The sequence below is a fragment of the Leadbetterella sp. DM7 genome (assembly GCF_040829825.2).
Classification (GTDB): Bacteria; Bacteroidota; Bacteroidia; order Cytophagales; family Spirosomataceae; genus Leadbetterella.
In genome coordinates, this window is sequence record NZ_JBFOLH020000002.1 from 99,706 (window position 1) to 122,573 (window position 22,868).

The 22,868-nt window shown below is 50.7% G+C and carries 26 protein-coding genes; 10 read left to right on the plus strand and 16 right to left on the minus strand.

Annotated elements, in window-relative coordinates; genetic code table 11:
- The first annotated feature begins 122 nt into the window (after positions 1–122).
- From AB2U10_RS02285 to AB2U10_RS02295, 3 genes are all read left to right on the plus strand, one after another.
- Positions 123–1,409, plus strand: a complete 1,287-nt coding sequence (locus AB2U10_RS02285; protein WP_367915574.1) for a hemolysin family protein — start codon at positions 123–125, stop codon at positions 1,407–1,409.
- Positions 1,406–2,029, plus strand: coding sequence for an orotate phosphoribosyltransferase (gene pyrE / locus AB2U10_RS02290; protein WP_367915573.1), 624 nt, complete (start codon positions 1,406–1,408; stop codon positions 2,027–2,029). The genes AB2U10_RS02285 and pyrE overlap by 4 nt, the downstream gene beginning before the upstream one ends.
- 76 nt (positions 2,030–2,105) lie before the next feature.
- Positions 2,106–3,248, plus strand: coding sequence for a hypothetical protein (locus AB2U10_RS02295; RefSeq protein ID WP_367915572.1), 1,143 nt, complete (start codon positions 2,106–2,108; stop codon positions 3,246–3,248).
- Between the two features lie 6 nt (positions 3,249–3,254).
- Here AB2U10_RS02295 and AB2U10_RS02300 read toward each other — a convergent pair whose 3' ends face one another.
- Positions 3,255–4,436, minus strand: a complete 1,182-nt coding sequence (locus AB2U10_RS02300) for a glycoside hydrolase family 88 protein (RefSeq protein ID WP_367915571.1) — start codon at positions 4,434–4,436, stop codon at positions 3,255–3,257.
- Positions 4,437–4,512: 76 nt separating this feature from the next.
- Entirely contained in the window at positions 4,513–5,388 is an 876-nt protein-coding gene (gene cysM, locus AB2U10_RS02305) for a cysteine synthase CysM (protein ID WP_367915570.1), read from the minus strand.
- Between the two features lie 133 nt (positions 5,389–5,521).
- On the opposite strand from cysM, the gene AB2U10_RS02310 reads away from it, so the two are divergent.
- Genes AB2U10_RS02310 through AB2U10_RS02320 form a run of 3 tightly spaced genes read left to right on the plus strand, consistent with a single transcriptional unit; the run spans position 5,522 to position 7,599 of the window.
- Positions 5,522–6,073 carry an RNA polymerase sigma factor gene (locus AB2U10_RS02310; protein WP_367915569.1) on the plus strand — a complete coding sequence of 184 codons (552 nt, stop codon included), beginning with the start codon at positions 5,522–5,524 and terminating at the stop codon, positions 6,071–6,073.
- Positions 6,070–6,558: a hypothetical protein gene (locus AB2U10_RS02315; protein WP_367915568.1), complete on the plus strand. Its 489-nt coding sequence runs from the start codon at positions 6,070–6,072 to the stop codon at positions 6,556–6,558. The genes AB2U10_RS02310 and AB2U10_RS02315 overlap by 4 nt, the downstream gene beginning before the upstream one ends.
- Positions 6,559–6,594: 36 nt before the next feature.
- On the plus strand, positions 6,595–7,599 hold the full coding sequence (locus AB2U10_RS02320; protein WP_367915567.1) for a hypothetical protein: 1,005 nt from the start codon (positions 6,595–6,597) through the stop codon (positions 7,597–7,599).
- A gap of 87 nt (positions 7,600–7,686) precedes the next feature.
- Here AB2U10_RS02320 and hisB read toward each other — a convergent pair whose 3' ends face one another.
- Positions 7,687–8,811, minus strand: a complete 1,125-nt coding sequence (hisB, locus tag AB2U10_RS02325; RefSeq protein WP_367915566.1) for a bifunctional histidinol-phosphatase/imidazoleglycerol-phosphate dehydratase HisB — start codon at positions 8,809–8,811, stop codon at positions 7,687–7,689.
- Between the two features lie 22 nt (positions 8,812–8,833).
- On the opposite strand from hisB, the gene AB2U10_RS02330 reads away from it, so the two are divergent.
- On the plus strand, positions 8,834–9,538 hold the full coding sequence (locus AB2U10_RS02330; RefSeq protein WP_367915565.1) for a DUF4488 domain-containing protein: 705 nt from the start codon (positions 8,834–8,836) through the stop codon (positions 9,536–9,538).
- A 17-nt stretch (positions 9,539–9,555) separates the two neighbouring features.
- Here AB2U10_RS02330 and AB2U10_RS02335 read toward each other — a convergent pair whose 3' ends face one another.
- Positions 9,556–10,764 carry a M20/M25/M40 family metallo-hydrolase gene (locus AB2U10_RS02335; protein ID WP_367915564.1) on the minus strand — a complete coding sequence of 403 codons (1,209 nt, stop codon included), beginning with the start codon at positions 10,762–10,764 and terminating at the stop codon, positions 9,556–9,558.
- A gap of 153 nt (positions 10,765–10,917) precedes the next feature.
- Here AB2U10_RS02335 and AB2U10_RS02340 point away from each other — a divergent pair, with 153 nt between their 5' ends.
- Genes AB2U10_RS02340 through coaE form a run of 3 tightly spaced genes read left to right on the plus strand, consistent with a single transcriptional unit; the run spans position 10,918 to position 12,857 of the window.
- Entirely contained in the window at positions 10,918–11,253 is a 336-nt protein-coding gene (locus AB2U10_RS02340; RefSeq protein ID WP_367915563.1) for a YbaB/EbfC family nucleoid-associated protein, read from the plus strand.
- Positions 11,254–11,274: 21 nt separating this feature from the next.
- A complete protein-coding gene (locus tag AB2U10_RS02345; protein ID WP_367915562.1) occupies positions 11,275–12,279 on the plus strand; it encodes a glycosyltransferase family 2 protein in 1,005 nt (334 codons plus the stop codon).
- Entirely contained in the window at positions 12,267–12,857 is a 591-nt protein-coding gene (coaE, locus tag AB2U10_RS02350) for a dephospho-CoA kinase (RefSeq protein WP_367915561.1), read from the plus strand. Before AB2U10_RS02345 ends, coaE begins: the two co-directional genes overlap by 13 nt.
- Positions 12,858–12,929: 72 nt before the next feature.
- On the opposite strand, the gene AB2U10_RS02355 is transcribed toward coaE, so the two are convergent.
- From AB2U10_RS02355 to AB2U10_RS02410, 12 genes are all read right to left on the minus strand, one after another.
- On the minus strand, positions 12,930–13,139 hold the full coding sequence (locus AB2U10_RS02355; protein WP_367915560.1) for a hypothetical protein: 210 nt from the start codon (positions 13,137–13,139) through the stop codon (positions 12,930–12,932).
- Between the two features lie 158 nt (positions 13,140–13,297).
- Positions 13,298–13,843, minus strand: a complete 546-nt coding sequence (locus AB2U10_RS02360; RefSeq protein ID WP_367915559.1) for a HugZ family pyridoxamine 5'-phosphate oxidase — start codon at positions 13,841–13,843, stop codon at positions 13,298–13,300.
- A gap of 107 nt (positions 13,844–13,950) precedes the next feature.
- Complete coding sequence (gene ric, locus AB2U10_RS02365) at positions 13,951–14,679, minus strand: iron-sulfur cluster repair di-iron protein (RefSeq protein WP_367915558.1); 729 nt, start codon at positions 14,677–14,679, stop codon at positions 13,951–13,953.
- A 52-nt stretch (positions 14,680–14,731) separates the two neighbouring features.
- Positions 14,732–15,154: a cytochrome C gene (locus AB2U10_RS02370; protein WP_367915557.1), complete on the minus strand. Its 423-nt coding sequence runs from the start codon at positions 15,152–15,154 to the stop codon at positions 14,732–14,734.
- 2 nt (positions 15,155–15,156) lie between these two features.
- On the minus strand, positions 15,157–15,417 hold the full coding sequence (locus AB2U10_RS02375; protein WP_367915556.1) for a hypothetical protein: 261 nt from the start codon (positions 15,415–15,417) through the stop codon (positions 15,157–15,159).
- Between the two features lie 89 nt (positions 15,418–15,506).
- On the minus strand, positions 15,507–15,740 hold the full coding sequence (locus tag AB2U10_RS02380) for a hexameric tyrosine-coordinated heme protein (RefSeq protein WP_367915555.1): 234 nt from the start codon (positions 15,738–15,740) through the stop codon (positions 15,507–15,509).
- Positions 15,741–15,745: 5 nt separating this feature from the next.
- The gene (locus AB2U10_RS02385; protein WP_367915554.1) at positions 15,746–16,747 is read right to left on the minus strand and encodes a cbb3-type cytochrome c oxidase subunit II; all 1,002 of its coding nucleotides are present in this window, start codon (positions 16,745–16,747) and stop codon (positions 15,746–15,748) included.
- A gap of 11 nt (positions 16,748–16,758) precedes the next feature.
- Complete coding sequence (locus tag AB2U10_RS02390; RefSeq protein WP_367915553.1) at positions 16,759–18,504, minus strand: cbb3-type cytochrome c oxidase subunit I; 1,746 nt, start codon at positions 18,502–18,504, stop codon at positions 16,759–16,761.
- A gap of 44 nt (positions 18,505–18,548) precedes the next feature.
- Complete coding sequence (locus AB2U10_RS02395; RefSeq protein ID WP_367915552.1) at positions 18,549–18,983, minus strand: RrF2 family transcriptional regulator; 435 nt, start codon at positions 18,981–18,983, stop codon at positions 18,549–18,551.
- 209 nt (positions 18,984–19,192) lie between these two features.
- A complete protein-coding gene (gene iolG, locus AB2U10_RS02400) occupies positions 19,193–20,188 on the minus strand; it encodes an inositol 2-dehydrogenase (RefSeq protein ID WP_367915551.1) in 996 nt (331 codons plus the stop codon).
- A complete protein-coding gene (locus tag AB2U10_RS02405) occupies positions 20,185–21,084 on the minus strand; it encodes a TIM barrel protein (protein WP_367915550.1) in 900 nt (299 codons plus the stop codon). Before AB2U10_RS02405 ends, iolG begins: the two co-directional genes overlap by 4 nt.
- 303 nt (positions 21,085–21,387) lie before the next feature.
- Positions 21,388–22,863, minus strand: a complete 1,476-nt coding sequence (locus AB2U10_RS02410; protein WP_367915549.1) for a CoA-acylating methylmalonate-semialdehyde dehydrogenase — start codon at positions 22,861–22,863, stop codon at positions 21,388–21,390.
- Between the last annotated feature and the right edge of the window lie 5 nt (positions 22,864–22,868).

Here is a 22,868-nt window from a genome sequence, read left to right on the forward strand (position 1 = left end):
AAAATGCAAAGGTAAAAGGTAAGCGCCGATTAATTTTGTTTGGCCGAACCTTAAATGAAATATTTTTTTTGTTACTTTGCAGATAAAACAAGTTAGGTAAGTAGATACTTATCTTTTTCTAAATGGAAATATTTATAATTCTGTTCCTGATTCTTCTGAATGGAATGTTTTCGATGTCCGAGATCGCACTGGTTTCGTCCCGGAAAGCCAAACTGGAAATAGCCGCTAAAAATGGAAAAAAGAGTGCCGCCGAGGCGCTTGAACTGGCTAATTCTCCTGCCCGTTTCTTATCCACTGTACAAATTGGAATTACTGTTATCGGCATTCTTACCGGTATTTACTCCGGCAATACATTCAAAGGCTACCTGATTCCTTACCTCGAAGGCATGGGCCTTCCTGTTCCCTATGCCGATAACGTTGCTGTGGCCCTGATTACGGTGATCGTTACCTTTCTTACGCTGATCTTCGGTGAGCTGGTTCCCAAGCGGATAGGCATGGCCATTCCTGAAGATATCGCCATCATCGTGGTGCGGCCCATGAATATTCTTTCGAAGATCGCTTCGCCTTTTATCTGGCTGCTGAGCAAATCTTCCGACCTGATATTTAAAATAATAGGGCTCAAAGAAAACGACAATTCGGTTACAGAAGAGGAAATCAAGAACATTATCCAGGAAGGTGCTTCTGACGGTACTATCGAAGAGATAGAGCACGAGATCGTACAGAACGTGTTCCAGCTGGGCGACCGGAAGATCACTTCCCTGATGACCAGCGTTAACGATATCAGCTACCTCGACATTGACGACAGCCTGTACGAAAACCGGGAAAAGATCATTGAGAAGAAGCACTCCATTTACCCGGTCTGCAAAGACGGCATTAACGATATCAAAGGACTGCTCTACATCAAAGACCTGCTGGGCAAGTCGCTGGATGAAGAGCTGGAAAACCTGGAACCCATTCTCCGGCCGGCCCTTTATATTGCCGAGAACAACCATGCCTACCAGGTGCTGGAGAAGTTCCAGGAAGAGCGCATCCACTTCGGGGTGATCGTAGACGAGTACGGCTCTGTGGTGGGGATTGTGACCATGAACGACATCCTGGATGCCCTGGTGGGGGATATCTCCGAAACCAACGAGTTTGAATACGAGATCGTGGAGCGGGAAGACGGCAGCTTCCTCATTGATGCCGCCCTGCCTTTTGACGATTTCCTCTCTGAATTTGATATTGACCTGCCCAACCGCAAAGAATACACCGGTTTTGATACCATGGGCGGGTTTGCCCTGCACATCCTTAAAGAAATTCCTACCACCGGTGAAAAGTTTTACTGGGAAGATTTTGTCTTTGAAATTATGGATATGGACAAAAACCGGGTAGATAAAATTCTGGTAAGCAAAACAAATCCTGGCGAATGAATACTGCACGAAAGATAGCCTCTATCCTCCTGAAAACCCAGGCGGTCAAACTTAGTCCGCAAAACCCGTTCAAATGGAGCTCCGGCTGGAATTCACCCATTTATTGCGATAACCGCATCACGCTTTCCGACGTGGAGGCCCGCACATTCATCAAGAAAGCGCTGGCCAAAGCCATCAGAAAAGAATTTCCCGGAGCCACCGCTATTGCCGGGGTAGCAACGGCCGGTATAGCCCAGGGGGCCCTGGTAGCCGATTACCTGCAATTGCCGTTTTCGTACGTACGCCCCAAGCCCAAAGAGCACGGCATGGGCAACCAGATAGAAGGACGCCTGGAACCCGGCAGCAAGGTGGTAGTGCTGGAAGACCTGGTTTCTACGGGCGGCAGCTCGATCAAGGCCGCAGAAGCCTTGCAGGCGCAGGGAATAGAAGTGCTGGGCATGATCGCCATTTTCACCTACGGCTTCAAAACAGCAGAAAAGAACTTCGCCGATAAGCAGCTGAAGCTGGTTACGCTGAGCAATTATACCTACCTGATCGACGAAGCCGTAAAGCAGGCCTACGTGAGCCCCGGTGACCTGGACCTCCTGAAAAAATGGAGACGCCGGCCCGAAGCCTTTTGAAAACGATTTGTTAATACCCGGTTCCCCTTTAACCTTCTCTTCCGGAAGGGGTCTAAACCGTATAAATGCTATTTCTATGAAAACTATAATCGCCGTACTGGCCTTATGGATTTGCTTTAGCTGTGCATCCGTAAAAAAAGAACTGGATAACGGCCGCTACAAACAGGCGGTCAGCCTGGCTGTTTCCAAGCTGAAGGGAAAGAAAAAGAAAGCTCCCCGGTTTGTGCTGGGCCTGGAAGACGCCTATAAATACTATCTCCAGGAAAAGCTGGCGCAGATAGAGACTCTCCAGCGCAAATCTGCCGACGATGCCGACCTTCTCATCCTGAACCTATATGAAGAGATAGAAAGGGTTCAGGCCTCTATCCGCCCGCTGCTGCCGCTTACCGACAAAAACGGGTACAAAGCAGATATACGGCTGGAAGATTTCAGCGGTGAGCTGGCCCTTTACCGGAACAAAGCAGCCGATTTTCTCTATGCCTGTGCGTTGGAGAACCTGGAAAAAGGAGCCCAGGGCAACAAGCTGGCGGCCCGTGAGGCTTACAACGAGCTGAAAGAAATGGAAAACATTAACGGTTCAACCAGCCATATCCGCAAGTTGCAGGACGAGGCCAAAACCCTGGGCACGACGCACATCCTGATCCAGACCGAAATCAGCCCGAAGATCAGCCTGGGCAAGGCCGCTACCGGGGCCTTCCGTGACCTGGGCAATACCAACCTCAGCAGGAGCTGGCAAACGGTATACCTGTCGGCCGACCGCCGTCAGAAGTACGATTACGAAGTTACCCTGGTGCTGAATGACTTTGTGATCTCACCCGAGAAAGAGAGCACCCGCGAGTACCGCGACAAAAAGGAAATCGAAGAAAGTGCCGGCTCTTCATCGCGCAGCAACGAAAAGATCACACGCAAGAAAGAAGTAACCGCCGACGTAATAGAAGTTTACCAGTTTAAAGAGGCCGCCGTAAAAGGGCACCTGGTTATTTATGACCGCAACAGCCGGAAAGAGCTCTACAACCAGGAGGTGAACGCCGTACAGAGGTTTGAAAACTATGCTTCCACGTACAAGGGCGACAAAAGAGCCTTAAGCGATGTCAGCCTGAAAAGAATCGGCGGTAAGCCGCTGCCTTTTCCCGGCAACGAGCAGATCCTGGGCGATGCCCTGGCCCTACTCAAAAAGGATATGCTGGCCAAGGCGGCCGGTTATTATTCGGCTTTCTGATATGGCTCAGCGCAGGTACCAGTCTTTGTATCTTTTGAGGGCTTCCAGGAAGTAATAGTCGGCGTAGATAAGCGGAACATCGATTTCAGAGTTCAGCGGTAATGCACCCACGCTGTGCTTCAGCAGGAAGCCCCCGTTCTCACCGTATTTTGCCCGGTAGGTATCGGATGCCAGCGAGCGTATCATGTGGCCGGCATCGCGCACGTAACGGTCTTTTTCAGCACCTGAAGTATACTGCCCCAGCTCCAGCAGCGCCGAGGCAATAATGGCCCCGGCCGAAGCGTCGCGGTAGGCTTTGGGTTGCAACGGGGCGTCAAAGTCCCAGTACGGGATCTTATCTCCGGGCAGGTTGGGATGATCCAGGATAAACCCGGCAATGCCCCGGGCCTGCTTCAGATACGCCGGATCGCGGGTGAGCCCGTACAGCGTGGTGTAGCCGTACAGCGCCCAGGCCTGTCCGCGTGACCAGGCCGAGGTATTGGCCGCTCCCTGCCAGGTGGCTTTCCGCAGGGGCTGGCCGGTTTCCAGGTTATAATCTACCACATGGTACGAGCTGTAGTCGGGCCGGAAATGATTCTTCAGCGTGGTATTGGCATGGATCACCGCAATTTCCCTGAACCGGGAGTCGCCTCCCATCTGCGTGGCCCTGATCAGCATTTCCAGGTTCATCAGGTTATCAATGATCACCGGGCAGTTGAAGTAGTCGTTCTTATTCCACGACTGGATGGAATAGATCTGCGGCCGGTAACGGGTAGAGAGCGACCTGGCCGCGTTCAGGATAACGGGCTTGTACGCTTCATTGCCGGTGAGCCGGTAGGCATTTCCGAAGCTGCAATACATCATAAAGCCCAGGTCATGATTCCCGGTGAAATGCTGGTTAGGTTCAATGACGGCGAGGGCCCGTTCGGCTTCTTTACGGATAGCCTCACTGCCGGTCTGCTCATAAATGTACCAGAGTGTCCCGGGGTAAAAACCGGAACACCACCAGGTAATATCGCGGGCATCGAATTTCCCGGTCTTTGCATCGTACGACTGGGGCATGCGGTCAGGAGCAGGATTCTGTTCCTTCATAAACAGGTATTGCTTTTCGGCAAAAGCAAAATTCTCTTCAATCAGCCGGCCGTCAACCTCCTGCGCATGCAGGATTGCCGGGAAAAAAAGCACAAAACACAGAAATTTTATCTTCATCTTTATTTATTTTTTGGCTGTGAGCTGCCCGGCCGGAGCTGGCCGTGTTTCTCATAGCTTACTACTCATAGCTATTTTATTCACCGAACAGTCCGCTGCTGAGGTACCGGTCGCCCCTGTCGCAACAAATAAACACAATGACACCCGACTCCAGCTCTGCGGCAAGGCGCAGCGCCACATGGGCCTGTCCGCCCGAGCTGACCCCGGCAAATATACCCTCTTCCCGGGCCAGCTTCACGGCCATGGCTTTGGCTTCTTCTTCCGAAACATCCCGGATGATATCTACCCGCGACGGGTCGAAGATCCGGGGCAGGTACTCCTCCGGCCAGCGGCGGATGCCAGGAATAGATGCTCCTTCAGCGGGCTGGCAGCCCACCACCTGTACAGCGGGGTTCTTTTCTTTCAGGTACATGGAAGTACCCATAATAGTGCCGGTAGTACCCATAGAGGCCACAAAATGGGTGATTTGTCCTTTGGTATCCTGCCATATTTCCGGGCCGGTGGTCTTGTAATGGGCCAGGTAATTATCGGGATTGGCAAACTGGTTAAACTGGTAGTAGCCGTTTTCCCGGCCTTTCCCGTCGGCATAGTCGCGGCAGGCCTCTATAGACTCCAGCAAAGTTACCTGCGCACCGAAAGCCTCCATGGTCAGCACTCTTTCACGGGTAGAATTGGCCGGCATCACCAGCTCTACCGGGTATTTGTAGAGCGATGCCAGCATGGCCAGGGCAATGCCGGTATTGCCGCTGGTGGCTTCAATAAGCTTTGTACCCGGCCGGATATCACCGCGCTCAATGGCGCTTTGGATCATATTCAGCGCCGGCCGGTCTTTGACACTTCCGCCAGGGTTATTCCCTTCCAGCTTGGCATATATCTTTACATTCGGGTTCGGATTCAGGTTCCTGATCCTGGCCAAAGGTGTATTTCCAATTAAATCGATTAATTGCGGCACTTTTTAAAAAGAATGATGTAAATGACAAAACTAAAAGATTCCCGGGCAATACGTATCTTTATTTAACTTTTTTTAAAGGGGAATGCAACATCGGGCAGGCAATGCCTGTCTTTATACTGAAACCCAATTAGAATTGCAATTTGTTACGACTCATGAAGAAACCACTAAGCTGGTAGAATTGTGCCGTAAGGGAAGTTCAAAAGCTCAGTATGAACTGTACAGGCTTTATGCAAAAGCCATGTACAATACCTCGTTGCGGATTGTAGGTAACCGGGAGGAGGCAGAAGACATACTGCAGGAGGCATTCTTAGACGGTTTCATGAAAATAGACTTTTACCGCGGCGACTCTACGTTCGGAGCCTGGCTGAAGTCGATCGTGGTGAACAAGAGCATTGCCCGGCTCCGCAGCCGGCGGTTACAGTTTGAAGACCTGGATATGTTTCTGGCTGAACCTATAGATGAGGATAACGACGATTTTGAAGAAAATGAGCATACGATACAAATTTTGAAAACGCTGCTGAATGAGTTGTCTTCCGGGTATCGCCTGGTATTGAGCCTCTATCTTTTTGAAGGCTATGACCACAAGGAGATCAGCGAAATACTGGGGATATCGGAGGTCACATCACGCTCACAATTTATACGGGCCAAACAAAGGCTGCTTGAACTATACAAAACAAGAAAATGAAGCTGGAAGAATATATCCGACACCATAAAGCTGCGTTTGAAGAAGATGTTCCACCGGGAGCATGGACGAAAATACAAGCGCAGCTGCCCCGGAAGAAGACGCCCTGGCGAGCCTATATCCGCTATGCGGCCGTGCTGCTGACCTTCCTGGGAGCCGGCTACCTGGCCGGTCTGAAAACAGGCCATAAAGCAGGAGGCGATCCCGAAGTTTACGATAACGCTGCCCTGGTTACCTACGCCCAGAAAGTGGATCAGAAGAAAGCCCGCCTGGAGCGGCTGGTCAGCAACCAGCCCGAACTGGAACATACCTTCTCGAAAGATCTTTCAGACCTGCAGCAGGATTTTGAAGACCTGAAGGCCCAGCTGCCCAACAACCCGAACCGGGAGGCTCTTATCCAGGCCATGATCCAGAACCTGGAATGGCAGATCGAACTCTTAAACCAACAAACGAGAATAGCCGAAAAACGTTCGCAGAATTACCTGTAGAGGCGCTGCCTGTGGCGCAACAAAATATAGATACGGATGAAAAAAGTAATTTGTTTAGTACTGGTGCTTGCCGCAAAATTCGCCTTCGCCGAAACGCAGGGCTGGATTGAAAAGGTCAAACAGTTTAACCTGAGCTTTGACGCCCGGAATATCGTACAGGTCAACGTGACCAACCAGTTCGGGAATGTGAAAGTGGTGCATTGGGAGAAAAAAAGCATCCGGGCAGAGGTGACGGTACGGGCCAATGCCGTAAACAACACCCTTATTGACCGGTATCTCGACAATATCGACATCAAAAATAACGTAAAAAACGGGGTGGTGGTGCTGCAGACCTGGATGGGCAACTCCGCCCTGATACAGGCCCGCGACCGCAAAACCAGCTATTGCACGGTAGATTACATCATCTATATGCCCGATAACATCAACCTGCAGGTGAATAACAGCTTCGGCGATGTAGAGCTGCCTGATTTTTATGCGCCGCTACAGGTGAGCGTGCAGCACGGCAACCTGAAAGCCCCGGTAATCAACAATACCAACAGCCAGATAACCATGCGTTTCAGCACGGCCCAGATCAGGGAGCTGGTAGGAGCCACGTTGAATTCGGTCAACTCTACCGTTCGGATCTCCACCGCAAAAAATGTCGATCTCAATTGCGAAAAAGGGGTGCTGGTGGCCGACAACCTGGAAAACATCAAAGGATTCCTCAAATATTCGAAGTCGTTCTTAAATAACCTGGGCGAAGAGATAGAGCTGAACATCTCTTTCACCAATGACCTGAAGCTGGGCAACCTGAACCAGGACCTGAAGAAGCTGCTGATCCAAACCAATTACTCCGATATCCAGCTGCCCTCGTTCAGCGGTTTCCTGGATGTGCAGACCACCAACGGACAATTTTTTGTAGGCCAGGGCGTAGATGCACGGGTAAAGAAAGATAAAAGCAGCGACAATACCCGGTATTTCAATGCTGTGATCGGCGAAGACGACACCCCGAAGAAAGTGGTTATTATTAAGGCGAATAACGGAGACGTGAAGATTAGATGAAAGTGAAAAACTAAAAGTTAAAAATTGCGGAATAATAAGTAAGAATTTTCCATAACTTTTAACTTTTAGTTTTTAGTTTTTCACTTCCTACAGCGTTCCTTTCGTGCTCGGCAGCCTGTCCAGCTCTTTCAGATCACGTTTCACCGCCATTTTGATGGCTTTGGCCCAGGCTTTGAAGATAGATTCGATCTTATGGTGCTCGTTATCGCCTTCTACTTTAATGTTCAGGTTGCTTTTGGAGGTATCGGAAAACGATTTGAAGAAATGCATAAACATTTCGGTGGGCATTTCTCCTATTTTCTCCCGGCGGAACTCCGCCTCCCACACCAGCCAGGGCCTTCCCGAAAAATCTATGGCCACCTGCGCCAGGCACTCGTCCATAGGCAGCAGGTACCCGTAGCGGCTGATGCCTTTCTTGTTGCCCAGGGCCTTCAGGTACGCCTCTCCCAGGGCCAGGGCGGTATCTTCAATGGTATGGTGCTCATCAATATGCAGATCGCCTTTTACCCGGATGGTCAGGTCGGCTCCCGAATGGCGTGCCAGCTGGTCCAGCATGTGATCAAAGAAGCCCAGGCCGGTAGAAATGTCGCTTTGGCCCTGCCCGTCCAGGTTCAGCCGGATATAGATATCGGTCTCTTTGGTGGTGCGTTGTACTTCGGCAATGCGTTCAGGCATTTTCAGGAATTCATAGATCTCATCCCAGTTGTCAGTAACCAGGGCCGTAGCTTTCCTTTGTTCTTCCGTTGCGTTTTCTGGCAGCTGCTTCCCGATAAAAATACCCCTGGCACCCAGGTTTACGGCCAGCTGCATATCGGTAAGGCGGTCGCCCAGCACAAAAGAACCGGCCAGATCGTAGTCCTCATTTCCGATATACTTTCTCAGCAGCCCGGTGCGGGGTTTCCGGGTAGGGGCGTTTTCATGCTCAAAAGTACGGTCGATAAACACCTCATCAAAGTGTACATTTTCGTTTTCCAGCGTACGCATCATTTTCTGGTGGGCCGGCCAGAAGGTATTTTCCGGGAAGGAGCCTGTACCCAGTCCGTCCTGGTTGGTGACCATAGCCAGCTCAAATTCTTTTTCTTCCGATATTTTTCTTAAATTTGAAATAGCTTTCGGGAGAAACTCCAGTTTTTCAAGGGAATCTACCTGGAAATCTACCGGCGGTTCAACAATGATGGTTCCGTCGCGGTCAATAAACAGTACTTTCGGCATTTATCTTTTTTTGGCAAATTTAATGCTCAAAACGCTTACTACCATGAAGTCTATTCTCCTATCTTTTTTATGCCTGGTAACATTTCAGGCTACAAGCCAGACCCTGGCGGGCGGCTGGAAAAATACGGCAGGTGATCAAACCACGCTTATCCTGGCTACCGGCAATTATATTTCGATCACCGAATACAAGCCGGAAGAGTTTCTGAAAACCTGGGGCGGGAGGTATGAAATGCAAAAAGGCGGCAGCGTGCACATCCGGGTAGAATTTAACTCGGCCGATCCCTCACAGGTAGGAACGCAGCAATCGTTCAACTACAAAACCAAAAAGAAAGCCCTTGAATTTAACGGCGTCACCTTCAACCGGGTAGATGCCAATGCCCAAAATGCTTTAACCGGGCTGTGGGTAATCACCGGGCGGGCTAACGCGCAGGGGGTGATCAACAAAATGACACCGGGAGCCAGGAGGACGTATAAGATGATGGCCGACGGTCATTTCCAGTGGCTGGCCATCAATACCCAAACGGGTGAATTCTCAGGAACCGGTGGCGGAAGGTACACCCTGAAAGACGGAAGGTATACCGAGATTATTGAATTTTTCTCCCGCGACAATTCACGTGTGGGGGCCGAGTTGCAATTCGAGGCCTCTGTTAGCGGTAAGGAGTGGACACACTCGGGCAAGAGCTCGAAGGGGGAGCCGATCAAGGAGATATGGAGTATGGTGGATTAACCATATGGTTCAAAAACTCAAAAAGTGAGCTTCAGCCTCACCACCTCCCCTTTTCTCAGTACTTCCACCGTTACCGTCTGCCCTTTTTCGGCGGTATTGAGCACCTCCATGTAACCGTACACATCTTTGATCTCTTTCTCCCCTACCTTCAACAGGATATCGCCGGCCAGGATACCCGCCTTCTCAGCCGGACGCCCTTCTGAGACCCCGTCAATTTTCAGTCCGTTGCCCGAAAACGAATAATCGGGCATCACGCCCATGGTGACTTTAAAAGAGCTTCGTGTAGCGTTAGCATGCGGGTTGGATGTTTTCTTAAAGTCGATTTTGGGCAATTCATCGAGGTGGGAAACCAGCTGAATCACGTAATTGGTGACGCGTTTCATGCCGTTGTAATTCAGCAGGTCGGCATCATCGCTGGGCTTGTGGTAGTCTTCATGAGCCCCGGTGAACAGGAAAAGCACGGGGATATCTTTGAGATAGAACGAAGAATGATCGCTCGGGCCTACGCCGGTAGAATCAAGCGTATATTTCAATTCCATGCACATGCCCAGCTCAGGGCCCCACTTCTCCAGTACGGTACTGGTGCCGATACCGCCGATGGTCAGTCCTTTGTCTTCCCGGTAGCGGCCGATCATGTCCATATTGATCATAAGATTGATCTTTGCAGGATCAATTCCCGAATGTTCCGTCATGTATTTAGAGCCCAGAAGCCCCAGCTCCTCACCGGAAAACGCGGCAAAGAGAAAATTGTAATTCTCCGTTTTTTTGTTGGTGGCGTAATACCGGGCCAGCTCCAGCATTCCGGCCACCCCGGAGGCGTTATCGTCTGCCCCGTTATGAATCTCACCCACAGAGCCGGGTTTCAGGGAACTGCCCTGGTCGCCTTTGCCCAGGTGGTCGTAGTGCGCCCCGATAATAATGGTATAGGGTTTTCCGTTATCCATATAACCGAGGATGTTGTGGGCTTTCACCTCTCCGGCAGCTCCTTTTTTAGCCATAAATTCCTGGCGGAAACCCTTTTGGCCGGGATATGGCTTCAGGCCTGCCTTTTTAAAACTCCTGATGATGTAATCGCCCGCTTTCTTTTCCCCGGGAGTACCCGTGCCTCTTCCTTCCAGCCGGTCTGACGAGAGATATTCCACATGGGCTTTTAAACGTTCTTCTTCTATTACCTGGGCAGAGACAGAAAGGCTTAACAGGAGAAAAAGGGCAGTTAAACGTATCATAAATGTCAATATTTTTATATGTTTTCTAGAGTTTCTGTTTTTTCTTAAACAAATTGCAACTAAAATTGCTTAAGCATATGTTTAGATTTTATTCTTCCGGGAATAAGATTCAAACGTATTCCTACTTACAAAGTTAATCTAAATAAGCGAAATATGTCTATATTTGATATGATGGGCAAGGTAAAGGAGATGCAGGCTAAAATGCAGGAGGCCCAGGAAAAGCTCGGTGAGATCACGGCAGAAGGAGAAGCGGGTGGCGGAATGGTCAAAGCTATGGTTAACGGGAAGAAAGAGCTTCTGAGCATCGACGTGGAACCTGAGCTGTTCAAACCTGAAGATGCCCGCTTAACGCAGGACCTCATTGTGGCCGCCGTCAATAACGCTCTTCGCAAAGTAGAAGAAGAGGCCCGGGACGAAATGGCCAAAGTGACCGATGGCCTTATGCCCAAAATTCCCGGCTTTGACCTGGATAACCTGTTTAAAAAATAAAAGGACACACTGAACCCTATCTTGAAAAATATAGCTGTAGTTATCCTGAACTTCAACGGGAAGCATTTCCTGGAAAAATTTCTTCAGAACACCCTCGATAACAGCCCGGAGGCCGAAGTGGTGGTGATAGACAACGCCTCTACCGATGCTTCGGCAGAGTATCTGAAAACGGCGTTTCCCGGGGTGCCCCTGGTGCTGCTGGATAAGAACTACGGCTTTGCCGAAGGGTACAACCGCGGACTGGCCACTTTAACGCACGATTATTTCATCCTGCTTAATTCGGATGTAGAAGTAACGCGCGGATGGATTCTGCCGCTCCTGCAGGTTTCGCTGGCCCGGCGTGATGTAGCCGCCGTACAGCCCAAGATACTCGATTACCACCGCAGAACACATTTTGAATATGCCGGCGCGGCAGGCGGATTCATGGATGTCCTGGGTTATGCGTTTTGCCGCGGACGAATTTTCGATGAGCAGGAAGAGGATAAAGGCCAATACGATACCCGTTCGGAAATCTTCTGGGCTTCCGGCGCCTGCTTTTTTGTACGGGCAGAGGTTTTCCGCTCGTTAAAAGGATTTGACGCCCGCTTTTTTGCCCACATGGAAGAAATTGACCTCTGCTGGCGCATGCACAACCAGGGATATACGGTGGCTTATCAGCCGGCCTCTGTGGTGTATCACGTGGGCGGGGGCACGCTTCCGGCCGAAAACCCGTTCAAGACCTACCTGAACTTCAGGAATAACCTGGCCATGATGTTTAAAAACCTGCCCCGGAAGTACCTTTTCCCCCTGCTGTTTGTGCGGCTCTCCCTCGACGGAATTACAGGGGTGCGCTTCCTGCTTCAGGGCTCGGTCAGGAACCTGTGGGCCATTCTGAAAGCGCATTTTGTCTTTTACCGGTGGTTACCTTACCTGATCGGGAAACGTTCAAAGAGCTTTGGCGGGTTTAAGAAGCTGTATGCCGGCTCAGTGGTCTGGGCCTATTTTGTAAAGAAGAAGAAAACCTATACCGAAATATGCTCAAAGTAGGGATCACCGGGGGCATAGGTACCGGAAAAAGTACGGTAGCCAGGGTATTTTCAGTACTGGGAATACCCGTGTACGAAGCCGATGAACGCGCTAAGGTACTGATGGAAGAAGATACGGAAATCGTGCGATCTATCCGGGCGCTTTTTGGTAACGAAGCCTATTTCACCGACGGAAAATACAACAGAGCATACGTAGCGGGGAAGGTTTTCGGAAACCCGGAGCTCCTGCTGAAGCTAAATGCAACGGTACACCCTGCCGTAGGACGGGATTTTGAAAGATGGGCACACCGTCAACATGCCCCCTATGTGCTTAAAGAAGCGGCCATTATGTCGCGAAGCTCCGGGCTGGACAGGATCATTGTGGTCAGCAGCTCGCTGTCTTTGCGAATAGAGCGGATAAAAACGCGCGACGGGCGTTCAGAAGAGCAGATCGAAAACATTATCCGGAACCAAAAGACCGAAGAAGAGTTCCTGACCCTGGCTGACTTCGTGATCAGCAATAATGAAGAAGAGTTTATCACCACACAGGTGCTAAAGGTGGATGCAGAGTTGCGTCTCCTCGCACCGGCTTTCCGGTAAGAATATTACGGCCTCTTTTTTGTGCTAATTTAATATCCTTCTTAATCTTGCCAGTAAATTCAATCTGGTAATTCATATGCCTAATTCTTCGAACAACTCTTTTGAATTTTTTACTTTAAAAGTTTTGCCCTTCTCAACATCTTCCATAGCTCTTAAGGTTTCAGCATTGGGTTCTTCGACAACTTCAATACCCTTCTTTTCACTGACTCCGATTCTGATCAGTTCCAAAAGAGCTTTCCCATAATTATTTCGCTCATTTATTTTTATTGTGATCGTTGTCATAATTCGCTGTTTTATTACAAATATACAATATGTTTTATTGCAGGATAAAATAAAAATTCCTGCCACTTCCAAAGACAGAACCAAAGAAGTTCCTTCCTGTTAAAGCAAAAACAGGAACTACCGGCCGGCAGTTCCTGTCCCTGTTGTCTTTTTCCTTCTTAATTCGCGGCTTCCGCTGTCTGGTGGGCTACATCATTTCTATGCTCCATAATTTCCAGCTGTCCATTGACATAGTAAGCGCTACCGAAGCCGTTAACATACGAACCGGTGACCGGCGTAAGCTCGATCATAATGAAATCTTCGAGGGTCACCAGGATATCCAGTACTTTACCGTGATTTTCCTTTAGCTTTTCAATTCCTTGTTCCCATTCGGGTGTACCTCTTTTGATCTCCCGGGTCTGCACATCGAGTGTCAAACGGTCACGGGCATAGATCTGGCGGGTATTGGCTTCGTCTTCGATAAACATGGCCGATACTTTCCCCACATCCCGCAGGTTGCGGGTATGGCGCGACATGAAAGACACAAGAATATAAAACCGGTTTTCTATACGGGCAAACGGTGCATAGCTGGCATTGGGGGCGCCTTCTTCATTAACTGTAGCCAGGATAACCGACTTACAACTGCTGATGAGCTCGTTTACACGCGGTGTTACAGGTTTGGTTTGCCGGGTACTCTTCTGCACCTCCGATTGGGTATTTTCCATTTTAACTCAATAATTTTGGGAAATTTAATCTTATTATTTAAACTATACCAGCTTTCTGTCCGGATAAATCCGATTTTCTTCTCTTTAAAACGCTAAAACGGCCGCTTTTATTCCACCGCAGCCATAGATTCTTCCAGGTGCACAGCGCCGGGAAACAGGATATTGTTTTCCAGGTGAATGTGCAGATGCAGGTCATCTTCAAACTCTTTGAGCATCGATAAAGTCACCCGGTAGGTACTGCAGGCATCTGCCGGAGGGGTATAATCCCGGGTCAGCTCTGCTATTCTCCGGAAACGCTCTCCTTCTCCGTCATGGTCATCCATCATGGCCTGGATAGGATTCTGTACCGTTCCGAAAGGAGCCTGCACAGGTGTACCTTCACTTTTTGCTTTTACCATTTTCCGGATATAAGGGAAAAGCATAAACTCTTCCTTCTTCATGTGCACGGTAAGCTCACCGGCCGAGGCTTTAAAGAGCTCTTCCACTTCTGCCAGCTCAGGGTGCCGGTCGCCGTGCACGCGCACTATTTTTTCTAGGAACGGCGTTATTTCCAGTAAACGGGCGTCTACATAACGGTGATGCTTTTTCTCGATGTAATCGGCCAGCAGGTCAAGGGGCCACGATTTGTAATCGGTAACGCTTCCGTCTGCTTTGCGGACAGCCTCTTCCAGTTCCCGGATCAGCCCGTCGCTTTCTATGGCCTTTTGCGAACAGGCATCCGCTATGGTTTTATTGCCGTTGCAGCAAAAATCTACCCCGTGCCGTTTGAAGACAGATGCGGTACGGTAGTCATCGGCTACCAGCTCTCCTACGATAGTTTCATGTGTAATATTCATACGATTTGTTTTAAGTGCTACTGTAAAATGGGTCATGTATACGAATTCCCGCTCAAACAAACGATTTATAAAGACCGGGACTCAGGTACATGATGAGGTAAAACAAGGCAAAGCCTGCAAAAGCAATAAGAAGCGCCCATACCCACGAAGGTACAGCCTTGGGTGTTTCCGAGCCGGTCACCACGAATATATCGCGGCGCTCACTGCCGTATGCATTGATGGTGAGCGGCACATGATCATTGACCACCTCATTCTCTTCCAGCCCGACCACTGCAATGGCAGGGCCGTTCCTCACTTCAAAAGGAATGGTCCGGACGCCCTCTACATTGTCTGTAGATTTTGCAACAATCTTCAGCCGGTGCTTTCCGTCAGGAATCCGGGTGGTATCCAATACGAATTTCACCGGCGGGGCAAATTCGGCAAACGGTACCGGATCGTCATCCAGAAATACTTTTACAACCCTGTTGTCTTCCATAGTTACCCGATTATTATATTTTTAATATGATCAGGGGCCGACTCCTGCGGCTTTACCAGGTATTTGATGCTTAAAAACAGGGTAATACCCACAATGACCACTGCCCCCCAGATGATCATATAGTCTGCATTTCCCTGCGGACCGGAGCCGTGGGTGATGCCGCTCAACGCTGCCGGCTGCCTTGACTTGCATACTTCGCATGCGTATCCTGACACAGGCAGACACGCTAAAAGCAGGACCATCATTTTTATTATCTTTTTCATGCGCGTAAAAATTATTTTTAAGCTTTTATTTCCCAAAGGCAGACGCGGTGCCTGGCCGGGCGGTACACCGTTTAACAGGCTTATCCCTGTTACTTCCAGTAATTATTGGCCCGGGCTACCGTCTGGAATTCAAGGGCTATGACCTGGGCTGAAGCAATCAGCTGTGCGGTGTCGGCCGCATAATCGTTTCTCAGCTTTTTCCGGACTTCGGGGTCAGTTTGAATGGCTGCTACCGATTTCCGGGCCATTTTTACGGCCAGTTCCCTGCCCTCCTGCGGAGTCGCGGTGATCAATGATTCAAGCCATATCTCTTTGTTTTCCATACGTGTTACTGATTTAATGTCTGAATATATTCTCTTACTTTTTTTACTTCTTCAGGTGTAACGGCCGGTGCCTTGTTGCCCCAGCTGCTGCGCTCGTGCGTGGCAATGGCCGCTATTTCTTCATCGCTCAGCATATCGGCAAAAGGAGCCATCACCCCGTATTCGGCACGGGCATCATATCCCTGCAGGATGATCCGGATAAGCGTTTCCGGGCTGGCATCATTGACGATGGGGCTTCCGGCAAGGGGCGGAAATGCCCCCGGCAATCCTTTTCCGTCGGCCTGGTGGCAGGCTGCACAGGTATTGGAATACAATACGGAGCCGTCAGGCAACCCTGCCGGGGTGCCCCCGGCTGCTGCCGGCTTGTCTTTTTTCAGGGCCGGTATAAAATCATATACCGCTTCCATATCCGGCTGCTTCAGCGACACCAGGTATTCTACCAGGTCAAGCACTTCTTTCGAGGCCACGATTTTCCGGGTACTGTTTCTCAGAAACTTAGCCGGAACAGGCACTACCACATCTTTGTCGGTCACCTCTTTTTCACTTTTCTCCGTAAACAGCCAGGGATAGCCCGGCATCACCGATTCTTTGACCACACTCCGGGGGTTATAGAGGTGCAGCAGATGCCACTCGCGCCCGGCCTGGCGTTTGCCTACATTGGTCAGGTCCGGGCCTGTGCGCTCGCTGCCCAGGATAGAAGGAGACTGCCGCCATACGTCCATCCGTTTTTTGCTGTAGTAATAATCGGAGGGAACAGAGGGCCGGCCTCCCCATACCTTGTCCATTTCTATATTTCTCACCTGCTGGGTATGGCAGGCCACACAGCCTTCGGAAATGTATCTGTCAAGTCCTTTTACCTGTGCCTCTGTCATGGGCTGCATAGACGGCAAAGGCTGCGTTTTCTGCATCTGATACGCCGGAACTACCGCTATCAGGATGCTCAGTCCGGCAAATACCGACAGGGAGGTGTTCACTAAGCTTTTATGGTCTTTATGAAAGTTAATCATGCTTTTATCAATTAATCATGGTTTAGCGGCCGCTTTACCATTACCAGGAAGTTATAAGCGAACATCAGGTGAGACAGGAACATGAGCGAGCCGCCAATGGCCCTCCATACCCAGTAGGGCTGCATCAGCACCACCGATTCAATGAAAGGTTTACCCTCTATCCAGCTCAGTCCGCGGAGGGTACCGCCGGCCATCAGGGAGATCATGTAGGCAAACAAGCCGATAAACGCCATCCAGAAGTGTGTTCCCACAAAAAACTGCCGGGGTTCACGCCCGGTGAGCTTCGGGAGAACCGCATAGACACACGCCCACAGGATAAAGGTGATGATACCGTACATGGTCATGTGGGAATGGGCTACGTTAAAATCGGTAAAGTGCCATACAAAATTGGTAAAGCGGAAGGCTTGCAGGCTTCCCTGTGATGAGCCCGTGAAGTAAAAGATGACTCCTACCAGGAAGAAAGGCAGCACGTAGCTTTTGGAAATATCGCTCCAGCTGCCCCGCATGGTCATCAGGAAGTTAGTGGTACCCGCCACTACCGGTATAAACATACCCACACTGAACACAATGGCCACGGTTTGCAGCCACCAGGGCAAAGGACTGAACACAAAATGGTGCGTACCGATCAGCGTATAGAACAGCATCTGTGTCCAGAAGGCCAGCACCCCCAGCGAATACGAGTAGATGGGTTTATTTAAGGAGGAGGGCAGGTAATAGTAGACCAGCCCCAGGGTGAAGGTCATAAACCACATGCCCACTCCCTGGTGCATGTAGTACCCCTGGATCACGGTTTCGCCCAGCCCGTCCTGAAATACCGGCAGGTAACCAATAGTAACCAGGGTGATGGTCCAGAGCAGCCCGCCCAGCAAATACCAGTTTGATACATAAATTTCACTTACCTTTCTGTGGGCTATGGTTTTGTAGAAATTCCGGAAGGTGATAATGAGTGCCGACGCAAAAAGCAGGAGCACCGGCCAGATGTATTCGCGGTATTCCCCACCGCCGTTATTAATGCCCGCCATCAGGCAAATATTTCCGCTCAGCACAGAAAGGTTGATAAGCCCCCAGCCTATCCAGGCCCATTTGTAACTGTGGATGATGGTATTCGACGTGCGCGCCACCACAAAATAGCCCAGGCCGATCATGGCCATGGAAGCCCAGCCCCAGAACACGGTGTTGGTATGCACCGGCCTCAGGCGTCCGAAGGAAAGCCACGGTACGGTATCCATCTCCGGCCAAACAAATTTCATTCCCACGTATTGGCCTACTGCGGTGCCCAGCACCAGCCAGAATACGGCAGCACCCAGGTACCAGACCACCAGCTTCTTGAGCTCGTCTGGTGTTTCAAGATCCAGCTTTGTCCGTTTTTTCTCGTCTACCAGCGGGTTTCGGGGCTCATGGGTTACCCCGGCAATCACCCCTCTTTTATCTTCTGCCGTTACGCTGCTACCCAGTTCATCCCCTGATAAACGATAGGCCAGCGCTGCTTTTCGTTTTTCGAGGATGGTATCGATCTCCGCGCTGTCCAGGTCGATCAGGCTTTCCGAAAGCTTCCGTTTCTTCTCCGTATTTTCATCGGACCACGTCCGGCTGATAAATTCGGAAACCCGGAAATAAACAATCAGAACCAGCACCAGCAAAACAATGACGATCAGGATGATGGTACCCACCACACCCGGGTTCAGTATCCAGTTCCCGGTACCGGTCTGACCGAAAGATGCCCCGGAGCATAGCAGCATCCAGCATACAAGAAGCATTCTATTTCGGATAATTTTGTCGTAAATAAGGGCAAATTTTTTTTTCATCGTATTAAAATTGACTCTCCTGCCTGTAATTTGGTAGCAAGGTCATGCACGGTAGTATTTTCCAGCATTTTTTTCAGCTCACTTCTGACCTTTACGAATTTCTCGTGCATGGGGCAGGGCTCAGCCGCATTGCATTCGCTTAACCCCAGCGCACATCCCCTGTAAATAGAATCACCGTCTATTGCAAAAACAATATCGCTCAACCGTACCTCCTTCATGCGGGCCACACCGATCTCAAAACCACCGTAAGGCCCTTTCAATGAATGGACAATACGGTGCCTGGTCAGCAAGCCCAGCACTTTGGCCGTAAATGCTTCGGGAGAGCCGGTGTTCTCAGCCACATCACCGATCTTCACCCGCCTGTTTTCAAGCGATTCCGTAGCGATGTAAATGATAGCCCTGATACCGTATTCACAGGCTTTTGAAAACATATTTCTGTATTTCGTGGGGTAAAGATAAGCGGTATTTTTATTTCGGACAAATTTGTCGTAAATATTTTTTCCGAAGGAAGAGCCGCGGAGTCTGACTTTTTATATTTCCTCTCAGCAAATATAAAAGAAGAGCCGTCAACCTCGGGTCAACGGCTCTCTAAATTTATTTCTCCCGTAAAAAACCGGTACAGCTTTGCGGCCGGGTTTCATCAGGGTCTGACCTCGTCGATATCGACCGGCCGGTTTTCCAAAACCGATTTTTTGGCAGCCAGGGCGATCAGGGTAGCCTGCAGGGCATCGCTCCCGCCTACCGATATGTCATGACCGGTCGCCAATGCCTTAATAAACTCGCGCATCTCATACAGGTACGATTCCGTATACCTTTCCAGGAAAAAATGCAGCGGTAAGGCAGAATGCACCCCGTTCTCGTTGTAGAAGAAATGGTTGTCCGGCTTGTTGTTATCTACATTCACCATGCCTTTGGAGCCGAACACTTCCAGCCGCTGATCATAACCGTAAACCGCCTTCCGGCTGTTATCGATCACCGCCATGGAGCCGTCTTCAAACTTCAGGGTGATCACGGCCGTATCGATATCACCGGCTGCGCGGATATCCTCGCCCCAGAAAACGGCAGCCGAGGCATATACCTGCTTTACTTCCTTGCCCATAATATACCGGGCCATATCAAAGTCATGGATGGTCATGTCAAGAAACATACCGCCCGATTCTTTCAGGTAGCTCAGCGGTGGCGGACCGGGATCACGGCTGGTGATCTTTATCAGGTGCGGATTGCCCACGCTTCCGCTGGTGACCAGGTTTTTAATTTTCAGGAAATTGGCATCAAACCTCCGGTTAAAGCCCAGCATAAGCTTTACGCCGCTCTGCCCTACCAGCTTCAGGGTGCGGGAGATGCGCTCCAGCGAAAGATCAAGAGGCTTTTCACAGAAGATATGCTTGCCTTTGGCCGCACATTTTTCTACAAAATCAGCGTGCGTATCGGTGGGGGAGCATACAATCACCGCCTCAATTTCCGGATGTTCCAGGATATCGTCAGGCGTGCCGGTGGCTACCCCGGTTTCCGACAGGTCAGCTGCAGGATCAGAGACCATCAAAATCTCCGCCTCCCGGATTCTCTGCTGAATATTATAAAAGTGGATCTTCCCGATTCGGCCGAAACCAATCAGGCCCAGTTTAAGTGTTTTCATAGTCCAGTTAAATATTTACGATTGTTCAGTGCACAAATTTTAGGGCTGCCCATACCGGGCAGCACATCCTGCTCTACCACGATCCACCCGTTATACGCCGTTTCTTCCAGGAATCTCATCACCGCAGGAAAATCCACTTCTCCTTTACCCAGCTCACAAAATACACCGTTTTTCACGGCTTCAAAATAATCCCAGCCATTTTCCTGTGCTGCAGCACCCACCCGGGCGCTGTAGTCCTTAAAATGAACGTGCCGGATGCGGTGCCGCCACCGTTTCAGGCCTTCCAGCGGATCGCCCCCTCCGTAGGCATAATGGCCGGTGTCAAAGCACAGCCCCAGCAACTCAGGATCGGTCAGCTGCATCAGCATTTCCAGCTCGCCAGGGGTTTCCACATAACCGGCACAGTGGTGGTGAAAAACCGACGGCATACCGTACTGCTCTTTTACGGCCCGGGCCACTTTCTCCGCTCCGGAGGCGAAGATTTTCCATTGGGCGTCTCCCAGGCCCTGCTCCGGCCGTATCCGTCCGGCATTCCGGGTTCGTTCCGGTACCGAGCCGTTATTATCCGCCAGGACAATAAATGCATCGGGAAACCCCGCTCCGTGCATCAGGCCGGCTACCCGTAACGCATTTTCCACACCGGCGGCGTGGCTGCCGGCGTCGCTGAAGTCAACCGGTACAAAAGCGCCAAGGAGATCCAGTCCTTCATGGCCCAGCTCTTCCTTCAACCGGGACGGATCGGTCGGCATAAATCCCCAGTCGCCCAGCTCAGTGCCCGCATAACCGGTTTCGGCTATTTCGCGGATCACCTGTTTGTAGCCGGGCGCTTCCGCTTCCAGGTCAAATTCCAGCGCCCCCCAGGAGCAGGGGGCATTTGCGATTTTTATATTTTTCATTGGTTCTTATTTGATCTCCTACCTAAAGTTTTCAAAGTATCTTGTATTGCTGACTCGCCGGGTTCCCGACTGCGCTCTCACTGAGTTCTCGACTGTGCTCGAACTGACACGTTTCGCACTCTACTGACAAGTTTCATGCTCTCTCATTCACCTGTGCCTGAACTGATAAGTAAAGTACCTGGCTTCTGACGCTCCGGGTTCTCGACTACGCTCGAACTGACAATGGCGGCTGCTCCCTGTCAGTTCGAGCGTAGTCGAGAACTCAGTTGACGCGTAGCCCGAAACCGGGAATTTCTCGTTTGTTTAAAATTTCCTGGCCCATTCTTTCGGCCAGCGTTCAATCACTATTTTGGTCTGTGTAAAAAATTCAATGGCATGCCGGCCCTGCCCGTGCAGGTCACCGAAGAAGCTCTCGTTCCAGCCGCTGAAGGGGAACTGGGCCATAGGGGCCGCTACCCCGATATTTACGCCGATGTTCCCCGCATTGGCTTCAGAACGGAACTTGCGGGCATTGGCTCCGCTGGTTGTAAAAATGCAGGCCATGTTTCCGTAACGGTTACCGTTGATAAACTGCAGGGCCTCGTCAACGGTCTTCATCGACAAGAGCGTCATCACCGGGCCGAAGATCTCCGTGCGAATGATCTCCCCGCTTAAAGGCACATTCTCGAGGATGGTGGGCCGGATGAAGTTCCCGTTCTCATACCCGTCTATCCTGGGGTTGCGGCCATCGAGCAGCACATTTGCTCCCTCCGAAACGCCCTTTTCAATTAATTCTTCGACTCTCGACCGGCTCTCCCGCGTAATGACCGGTCCCATTTCCACTTCGCTCAGCAGCCCGTAGCCGGTGCTTCTTTTGCGGGCGGTTTCATAGAGGGCTTCTTTGATGGCTCCTTTCTGATCGCCTACGGAAATCACCGTAGAAGCCGCCAGGCAACGCTGTCCGGCACAACCGTACACGCTGTCGGCAATGACCCTGGCCGATACTTCCAGGTCGGCATCGGGTAAAACCACCACCGGGTTTTTAGCCCCGCCCTGGGCCTGAACCCGCTTGCCGTTAGCTGCTCCGCGGGCATATACGTATTTCGCAATATGTGTTGAGCCCACAAAGCTGACGGCTTTCACGTCCGGGTGATCCAGCAGGGCGTCTACTGTTTCCTTCCCTCCGTGCACCAGGCTCACCACGCCCTCCGGCAAGCCGATCTGCCCTATCAGGCCATACACTTTCTGCATGGTCAGCGGCACTTTTTCAGAAGGCTTGAGCACAAAGGTGTTGCCACAGGCTATGGCGTAAGGCAGAAACCAGAAAGGGATCATACCTGGAAAATTGAAGGGTGAAATACAGGCGCACACGCCCAGCGGCTGCCGGATCATGAATTCGTCCACGCCCCTCGATATATTTTCTGAAAATTCACTTTGCATCAGCAAAGGGGCAGCGCAGGCGGCTTCCACGTTTTCAATGGCCCGCTGCAGCTCGCCCAACGACTCGGCCCTGGTTTTCCCGCATTCGCGGGTAATGGTGTCGGCCAGGTCTTCCAGGTGTTCTTCCAGCAATTGCTTCAGCTTATACAAAGGCTGTACCCGTTGCATCACCGGCACCTGAGCCCATCCGGCAAAAGCTTTCTTAGCGGCTGAAACCGCATCATCTACATCTAAGGGCGTCTTTCCACCTGCCGGTACACGGGCCAGCACTTCCTGGGTGGCCGGGTTGACTACATCCCGGCAGGCCGTTTCCCTGCTGTCTTTCCATTCTCCGTTGATATAATTCTTTAATATTTCCATATAAA

Bases quoted from the DNA above. Each gene is read 5' to 3' on its own strand.
- AB2U10_RS02285 (WP_367915574.1), top strand. From the start codon at position 123: ATGGAAATATTTATAATTCTGTTCCTGATTCTTCTGAATGGAATGTTT.
- pyrE (WP_367915573.1), top strand. From the start codon at position 1,406: ATGAATACTGCACGAAAGATAGCCTCTATCCTCCTGAAAACCCAGGCG.
- AB2U10_RS02295 (WP_367915572.1), top strand. From the start codon at position 2,106: ATGAAAACTATAATCGCCGTACTGGCCTTATGGATTTGCTTTAGCTGT.
- AB2U10_RS02300 (WP_367915571.1), bottom strand. From the start codon at position 4,436: ATGAAGATAAAATTTCTGTGTTTTGTGCTTTTTTTCCCGGCAATCCTG.
- AB2U10_RS02315 (WP_367915568.1), top strand. From the start codon at position 6,070: ATGAAGCTGGAAGAATATATCCGACACCATAAAGCTGCGTTTGAAGAA.
- AB2U10_RS02320 (WP_367915567.1), top strand. From the start codon at position 6,595: ATGAAAAAAGTAATTTGTTTAGTACTGGTGCTTGCCGCAAAATTCGCC.
- hisB (WP_367915566.1), bottom strand. From the start codon at position 8,811: ATGCCGAAAGTACTGTTTATTGACCGCGACGGAACCATCATTGTTGAA.
- AB2U10_RS02330 (WP_367915565.1), top strand. From the start codon at position 8,834: ATGCTCAAAACGCTTACTACCATGAAGTCTATTCTCCTATCTTTTTTA.
- AB2U10_RS02335 (WP_367915564.1), bottom strand. From the start codon at position 10,764: ATGATACGTTTAACTGCCCTTTTTCTCCTGTTAAGCCTTTCTGTCTCT.
- AB2U10_RS02340 (WP_367915563.1), top strand. From the start codon at position 10,918: ATGTCTATATTTGATATGATGGGCAAGGTAAAGGAGATGCAGGCTAAA.
- coaE (WP_367915561.1), top strand. From the start codon at position 12,267: ATGCTCAAAGTAGGGATCACCGGGGGCATAGGTACCGGAAAAAGTACG.
- AB2U10_RS02355 (WP_367915560.1), bottom strand. From the start codon at position 13,139: ATGACAACGATCACAATAAAAATAAATGAGCGAAATAATTATGGGAAA.
- AB2U10_RS02360 (WP_367915559.1), bottom strand. From the start codon at position 13,843: ATGGAAAATACCCAATCGGAGGTGCAGAAGAGTACCCGGCAAACCAAA.
- ric (WP_367915558.1), bottom strand. From the start codon at position 14,679: ATGAATATTACACATGAAACTATCGTAGGAGAGCTGGTAGCCGATGAC.
- AB2U10_RS02370 (WP_367915557.1), bottom strand. From the start codon at position 15,154: ATGGAAGACAACAGGGTTGTAAAAGTATTTCTGGATGACGATCCGGTA.
- AB2U10_RS02375 (WP_367915556.1), bottom strand. From the start codon at position 15,417: ATGAAAAAGATAATAAAAATGATGGTCCTGCTTTTAGCGTGTCTGCCT.
- AB2U10_RS02380 (WP_367915555.1), bottom strand. From the start codon at position 15,740: ATGGAAAACAAAGAGATATGGCTTGAATCATTGATCACCGCGACTCCG.
- AB2U10_RS02385 (WP_367915554.1), bottom strand. From the start codon at position 16,747: ATGATTAACTTTCATAAAGACCATAAAAGCTTAGTGAACACCTCCCTG.
- AB2U10_RS02390 (WP_367915553.1), bottom strand. From the start codon at position 18,504: ATGCTTCTTGTATGCTGGATGCTGCTATGCTCCGGGGCATCTTTCGGT.
- AB2U10_RS02395 (WP_367915552.1), bottom strand. From the start codon at position 18,983: ATGTTTTCAAAAGCCTGTGAATACGGTATCAGGGCTATCATTTACATC.
- iolG (WP_367915551.1), bottom strand. From the start codon at position 20,188: ATGAAAACACTTAAACTGGGCCTGATTGGTTTCGGCCGAATCGGGAAG.
- AB2U10_RS02405 (WP_367915550.1), bottom strand. From the start codon at position 21,084: ATGAAAAATATAAAAATCGCAAATGCCCCCTGCTCCTGGGGGGCGCTG.
- AB2U10_RS02410 (WP_367915549.1), bottom strand. From the start codon at position 22,863: ATGGAAATATTAAAGAATTATATCAACGGAGAATGGAAAGACAGCAGG.